Origin of the sequence: Enterococcus hermanniensis (assembly GCF_001885945.1) — a bacterium.
GTDB lineage: Bacteria > Bacillota > Bacilli > Lactobacillales > Enterococcaceae > Enterococcus_A > Enterococcus_A hermanniensis.
In genome coordinates, this window is record NZ_JXKQ01000025.1 from 1 (window position 1) to 7,151 (window position 7,151).

At 34.3% G+C, this 7,151-nt stretch carries 5 protein-coding genes and 1 pseudogene; 5 read left to right on the forward strand and 1 reads right to left on the reverse strand.

Translation table 11 applies throughout. From position 1 onward, the window contains the following. Positions 1–29: 29 nt before the first annotated feature. Positions 30–575, reverse strand: a pseudogene (locus RV04_RS12685) (Y-family DNA polymerase); the annotation flags it as partial. A gap of 102 nt (positions 576–677) precedes the next feature. On the opposite strand from RV04_RS12685, the gene RV04_RS12690 reads away from it, so the two are divergent. The 5 genes from RV04_RS12690 to RV04_RS12710 all read left to right on the forward strand — a co-directional run. Further along, positions 678–908, forward strand: coding sequence for a hypothetical protein (locus RV04_RS12690; protein WP_071858823.1), 231 nt, complete (start codon positions 678–680; stop codon positions 906–908). 58 nt (positions 909–966) lie between these two features. Further along, positions 967–1,689, forward strand: coding sequence for an ADP-ribosyltransferase (locus RV04_RS12695; RefSeq protein ID WP_084405669.1), 723 nt, complete (start codon positions 967–969; stop codon positions 1,687–1,689). A 273-nt stretch (positions 1,690–1,962) separates the two neighbouring features. After that, positions 1,963–4,716, forward strand: coding sequence for a cation-translocating P-type ATPase (locus tag RV04_RS12700; RefSeq protein ID WP_071858824.1), 2,754 nt, complete (start codon positions 1,963–1,965; stop codon positions 4,714–4,716). A 160-nt stretch (positions 4,717–4,876) separates the two neighbouring features. Continuing rightward, complete coding sequence (locus RV04_RS12705) at positions 4,877–6,022, forward strand: cation:proton antiporter (protein WP_071858825.1); 1,146 nt, start codon at positions 4,877–4,879, stop codon at positions 6,020–6,022. Positions 6,023–6,264: 242 nt separating this feature from the next. Beyond that, a partial coding sequence (locus RV04_RS12710) for a potassium transporter TrkG (protein WP_281246555.1) occupies positions 6,265–7,151 on the forward strand: 887 nt, incomplete at its 3' end.

The window sequence follows — 7,151 nt, forward strand, 5'->3', positions numbered from 1 at the left end:
CATTTTATCGTGGCCCTTTACATATAGAGATCAAGAGCAGCCTTAGCTAACCAACAGTTTTCACCAATTCCTACGGTTGTGTAAATCCCGGTAGTTCTGCAAACATCGATCTGAATTATTCGCGCAAGTTCATCAGCAGTCGTGCAGCCATATAACTTTAAAGAATCAGTGACGTCTAGGAATGTTTCATCGACCGAAAAGACGGAGTGGTTGTTTTCGTCAGCATACTTTCGGTAAACATTGTTTATTTCCATATTCTTTTTCATGTAGTAAGACATTCTAGGTGCTGCAATGATCAAATCATCGGGATAAGGAAAAGGGAGATCTCTGGCACGCGACACGTTAGAAATGCCGTATTCCTTCTTTGCAGCCGGTGACGATGCCAGAATCAAGCCACTTCCCCTCTCTTCTGGATTGTCTGAAGGATAGCTCATAACCACCAACTTTGTTGTGAGAGGATTAAGACCACGCTCAACGCATTCTACTGAAGAATAAAAACTTTTACAGTCGATACACAAAATATCGAGGCTAGGTTCTTTTTCATAAATGAATTTTGGATTATCATTCCAATCCATGATAAGCACCTCCTAAATAAGAATGAAACGAACGTGCGTTCGGTTAGATTTAATCATGGTACTACAAAAAAGTCAATCAGAATTAACTAAGGATTTTCATGTATGCGTTTTGTTGATATGATGGTAACAAAAACTATTTTGGAAGGTGATTATATGAATGAAGAGCAATCCGCCGCATTCAAATCAATGGAAAATCAGTTAAAGTCTGTACAATTTACACCAATACAAGCATTAACCATGGGATTGTCTTATTTTAAGGGCGGATACTATGAAAATCTTACTGAGGATGAATTTGAAGCAGTAGTAAAGATTTTTGTTGAGAAGTATATGTAATTGCTTAATGTTTACACAGAAACTAAAAAGGCTACCTGTTAAAAAATAAGGATTCGAGGTGCTAATTATTCTTGATAATTTGATTTTTGCTGCTATGCATAAAAAGCCTTACGGGAAAAGGTATGATCCTTGTGATCAATCAAAATACAAACACTTTACTTCAATTGACATGGCAATTAAATGGGCAAGAAAATATTATAGTGATTGGTCTAGAAAATACGAAGATATTTATGGACCCGGAAATACGAATGATTTAATCAATTATATGGAGAACTTTTGGACGCATGATCCTATCAGAAACTATTGTGGTTATGGATCGTTAAAGCTAAATGGGTATTTGAGAAAGACATCTCGAATCTTTATCGATCAGTCTAACTATAATGACGCATTAGTTACCTTGTTGCTGTTTGCTCCTAGAATTCCTGAAAATGTAGTGGTGTATCGCTATGTACCCGATATAGTTATTAAAGCAGTCTTGAAAGAAAATAAAGCTGGTCGTCACTACTCAGATAACGGGTTCATGAGCTGTAGTTTACTATTTGATCCTAAGGATAAAGAATTTTTCAACTATGAAAATGTTTTGGAACTTCATGTAGATAAACACACAGTTGGAGCTTATGTAAATTTAATTCAAGGGTGTGAACGTTATGAATACGAGCTTCTAATTTTACGGAATGCACAAATGTTTTTGATAGATTATCCGTATGAACGGGAGAATCGAATGGTTTATCCTATGAGGTTAAGAAACATTACTGATTCAATTAGTCCCTTTTTTTCATAAATTTATAAAAGTGAATGTAACACAAACGGATTGTGTTTTTTTAGAAAAAAGACGTCTATCCTTATGTTTTAAAGAGAATAAAGGCAAATGATTTATTGAACAATAAAAACACTGAATACCATATTAGTTGAAAGTTTTTCTAGAAAATGGTATATTAAGTAGATTAATAGAATAACTAAAAGGTTGAGCGTATGCTTCAAGACAAGTCTTCCAAGGGTGAGGAAGGGTCTTTAAGTTTGCGCTTTTTTTTTGTAAAAATAGGAGGATAATTTTTTGAACTATTATAAAAAAAAGAAAGAGTCAATTTTAAATGAGTTTTCTGTTCAATCAAATCGTGGATTAACTAAAGAGCAAGTGTTAAATCACCGAGAACTGTATGGAGAAAATAAGCTCCCTGAGGAAACTGAAGATTCATATTTGAAAGTTTTTCTAAAAAGTTTTAAAGAACCCATCGTTATTGTTTTATTGGGCGCGGTCGCCCTCTCTTTTCTAAGCTCGTATTATGCTTTTCAAATACAAGGCGATAAGCATCATGGAGTTGAGGCACTTTACGAGGCAATTGCGATTTTGTTTTTGATTTTAATTAATGCATGTCTAGGGTTTTGGCAGGAAATTAGTGCTAGAAAAAGTTTAGATGCTTTAAAAGAAATGAATAATCGACAAACTACTGTTCTACGAGATTCAAAGTGGGGGAAAATATTGGCAAACGACTTAGTCGTAGGCGATATTGTTAGGGTTCAGGTAGGGGATTTTGTAGAGGCTGACGTACGCTGGATAGTTTCTGAAGAATTACAAGTAGTCGAATCACATTTGACTGGTGAGACGGATGCGATATTGAAAATGACGGACGTTATTGAAGAGACAGTTGAACCCGCAGATCAGACAAATATGGGCTTTTCGGGTTCAACAGTTACAAATGGTCAAGGGTTAGGTATTGTAGTTGGAGTTGGAGAAAACACAGAATTAGGAAATATTGTACACATGATTCAATCTGTCGAATCAAAAAAATCTCCGTTGCAAAGTATTGTAAATCAGTTGACACGAATTCTTATGATGATTTCAGGCGGTATAGTCGTATTAACCTTTATTGTAGGGATAATTCGTGCTGGAGAATTTAACATTACAGCGATTTCTTCTGTATTATCGACATCGATTGCACTTGCAGTTGCCTCTATACCTGATGCTTTACCAGCGGTTTTATCTATTGTATTAACAATAGGGGCTGCTAAAATGGCTAAAAATAAAGGTCTGGTTAAATCTTTAAATAGTGTTGAAACATTAGGTAGCATGTCCTATGTTTGTTCTGATAAAACGGGGACGCTGACTAAAAATGAAATGACTGTAATAAAATTTACAGCGAATGGCAATGGCTATGAGGTTAGTGGAACAGGGTATTCACCTATTGGAACAATTAGAAGTAAAATAGATCAGCCAATAACTAAGATAGAGGAATTCTTATATGGAGCTATTTTGTGCAACGATTCAATTGTTAGAGAAATCGAAGGAGAGTTTAAACCTTTGGGAAATCCAACAGAAGTTGCCTTAACGGTATTAGGGCAAAAGGCAGGAATCAAAAAATCAGATCTAATTGAAGAGTATTCGATCATTCGTACATTGCCATTCACAAGTAGTCGTAAAATGATGAGTATTATTGTCAAAAACGAAGAAGGATACAAAATATATACAAAAGGTGCCCCAGATATTTTGTTAACAAACAGTAAGGGAGTATTAGTAGATACTATTATTGATTATTCCGAAGAAGCTAAACAAGCATTTAATAATAATGTTGAAAAGTATGCTGATCAAGCATTACGTACTTTAGCGGTAGCCCATCGAACTCTAACTAAAGAAGAAGCTATGAATGCCGATGTTACAGAATTGGAGCAGGATTTAATCCTTAGTGGTGTGGCGGGAATTATAGATCCAGCTAGAGAAGAAGTGAAAGAATCAATAAAAACGCTTCATGAAGCGAATATTGAAGTTGTAATGATTACAGGTGATCATGAAAAAACTGCCCGTGCGATCGCCTACGAGTTAGGAATCGTTACTGATAAAAATGCTCCGGTAATTAAAGGAATAGAATTAGAAAACATGACTGATGAAGAATTATTTAAAATAGTCAGATTAACCAATGTGTATGCTCGGGTTTCCCCAGAGCACAAGCAAAGAATTGTTAAACAATTACAAGCTCATAACCAAGTTGTTGCAATGACAGGAGATGGTGTGAACGATGCACCAGCGCTTCGTGCAGCTGATATTGGGATTGCCATGGGGATTGCTGGAACAGAAGTTACGAAAGATTCTGCTGACTTGATTCTATTAGATGATAAATTTACTACAATTGAAAAGTCAGTCCATAGCGGGCGTACTATTTATGGGAATATCAAAAACTTTATGCGCCATGAGCTAACAACAAATGTTGCTGAAGTTTTATCCCTGCTTATCGGGTTATTCTTCTTTACTAATACAATCGGTAATGTTTCAGGAGCAACTCCGACATTAACAGCTCTAATGGTACTATGGGTTAACATGGTTAGTGATGCAGTCCCTTCGTTTTCTTTAGGATATGATATTGCTGAATCTGATATCATGAAAGATCATCCACGTAATTTGAACGAATCAATTTTGGCTAATTATACATGGTCTAGAGTACTAATACGAGGAACAATAATGGGCCTGATGGTGTTTTTAGGATTTTGGCTTGCTGCCAAATCTGGTTTGTCTAGTAATGAAGCGCAAACAGTGGCCTTCTTAACTCTTGTTTATGGTCAACTTTGGCATGTCTTTGATGCAAGAAGTTCAAAAACTTTATTTAGAAGGAACCCTTTCAGCAATAAACGTTTGATTTTGGCCGTATCTTTTGCAGCGATTTCATCATTTTTAGTTACGATAATTCCATTTTTTAATATTGTTATGGGGACCGCGCCTTTAAGCACTCCTATATATCTACTAGTCTTCTTTATTCCTGCATTACCAACACTAATATTGTCTGGAGTTAAGGAACTATTTAATATTAAGATATGGTGAATAAAGATTTTACTAAAAGCACAATATAAATAAAAGTGGCAACTACAAAGCATTCCTTTCTGAGGTTAATAGTCGATCAATCACAACATTTTATTTCCTATTCTAAATCATATATCCTAAATAGGTATAAGTACTTTAAGAAGAAAGAGGATGAAAAATAATGGAGTTCATAGGGGTTTTGTGTCTGATCCTAGTCAGCACTACTATAGCGGGGCACTTTTCAAGGCGGTTGGGCATTCCTGCTGTTATTGGACAGTTATTAGTGGGTATTTTGTTGGGTAACGCCGGATTAAAAATAGTTCATCCAGATATTTTAGTAGAAGATTTTTCCGAAATCGGAGTTATACTTTTAATGTTTCTAGCGGGGATAGAAAGTGATCTTTCTTTACTGCGAAAATATTTTCGTCCAGGAATGTATGTAGCTGTTTTAGGTATCTTGTTTCCGGTTATATTAGGAACATTAGGAGGTAATTTTTTCCATATTGCGTTAAACGAATCTTTTTACTTAGGTCTGATTTTAGCAGCTACGTCTGTTAGTATTTCAGTAGAAGTATTGAAAGAATTGAATGTTGTTAATACAAAAGAGGGATCTACAATCTTAGGAGCTTCTGTGGTTGATGATATATTAGTGGTTTTAATTGTCAGTCTAAGCATGTCTTTTTTAGGAGCTTCAGGAGATAACAATCAAACACTAGGAATTATGCTAGTTGAACAAGTATTCTTTTTTATAGGAATCTATTTATTGATTCGTTGGGGCGCGCCTTATCTAATGCGTTTAAGTAACAAATTGTTAGCTGAATCTTCAGTAATTATTGTTTCTCTTATTTTGTGTTTGAGCATGTCCTATTTAGCTAATTTTATTGGATTAAGTTCTGTTATAGGGTCTTTTTTTACAGGTGTTGCTATTGGGCAAACAGAGGTGTGGAAAGAAGTTCAATATAATATTGAAGCGATAGGTTATGCTGTTTTTATTCCTGTCTTCTTTGTCAGTATTGGCTTAGAAGTTACTTTTACAGGAATTGGAAAGCAACTGATATTAATTTTGTTTTTGACCCTTTTGGCGATTATTTCAAAATTGTTCGGAGGCTACTTCGGAGGGAAACTAGCAGGATTCAATAATCATAGTAGTTTGATGGTTGGCTCTGGGATGATTTCCCGAGGAGAAATGGCTTTAATCATTGTTCAATTGGGTGTTCAAGCTCATTTAGTTAGCAAAGAGTATTATTCTGCTTTTATATTGGTAATCCTGTTTACAACACTATGCTCCCCATTTTTATTAAAGCATTTCACAAAAAAACTCTACTAAAGTTAACTATTTTTAGTGATAACATACTCCTATAATATGATTGCAGAAACTTTATTCTTAATCTTATTATGGGAGTATATTGCTTTTTTAACGAGATATTTTGTGTTTTTTAACTCCAAAACTGATCAGAAATATGGTACGCTTTTCATAAGTATTAATCATACTTCATAGAAAGTAGATAAGTGAAAAATACTTGTATTAATATTTAGATGTACCTAGTTTCTTAAACATGAAGGATAATAATGAGAACTAATAAAAAAAAGAGAATCAGAAAAAAAATTTCTACAGCTAGAACAATTACGATGATTTTTACCTGTATCATTGTTATAGGAACTGTTTTATTAAAACTTCCTCTAAGTTCTAAATACGGACAAAACATTAGTTGGATAGATTCATTTTTTATTGCAACATCCGCTACTTGCGTTACTGGGTTATCTCCTCTTGCTATTCACAACCAATTCAATGCGTTCGGTCAAATAGTTATTTTATTTTTGATTGAAATTGGGGGAATAGGTTTCATGTCTATCCCTGTACTGTTTTTTTCTATTCGACGCAAAAGAATCAATTTTAGTACCCGAATTTTATTAAGGGACTCAATGAATTTAGAAACCAAGTCTGGTGAATTTAAGTTAGCCTTATCAATCCTCAAAATTTCTTTTCTCATCCAATTTATAGGAGCTACAATTTTATCTTCTCAATTTATTCCTAAATATGGAATACCCCAAGAAATTTGGTTTGGCATTTTCCATGCTATATCCGCTTTTTGTAATGCTGGTTTTGATTTGTTTGGGAATAGTCTGATTTCATTTACTGAAATGCCAATTGTTTTATTGACAATTAGTCTCCTTATAGTTTTTGGTGGGTTAGGTTTTATCGTTTGGATTGATCTTCTTCAAATAAGAAGAAAGAGACTGAGTTTACAAAGTAAATTAGCTTTAGCAACAACAATCATGCTAATCCTAATAGGATGTACATTCTTTTCTAGGACTATTGAATATCAAGGCTCCATTATCAATAATATTTCAAATATTTTTTTCCTAGCGATAACCCCAAGAACAGCGGGTTTCTTCACTTTAAATTACGGAACAATTAAACAGTACGAATTAAGGTTCTGTTGCAAAGTTAAAAA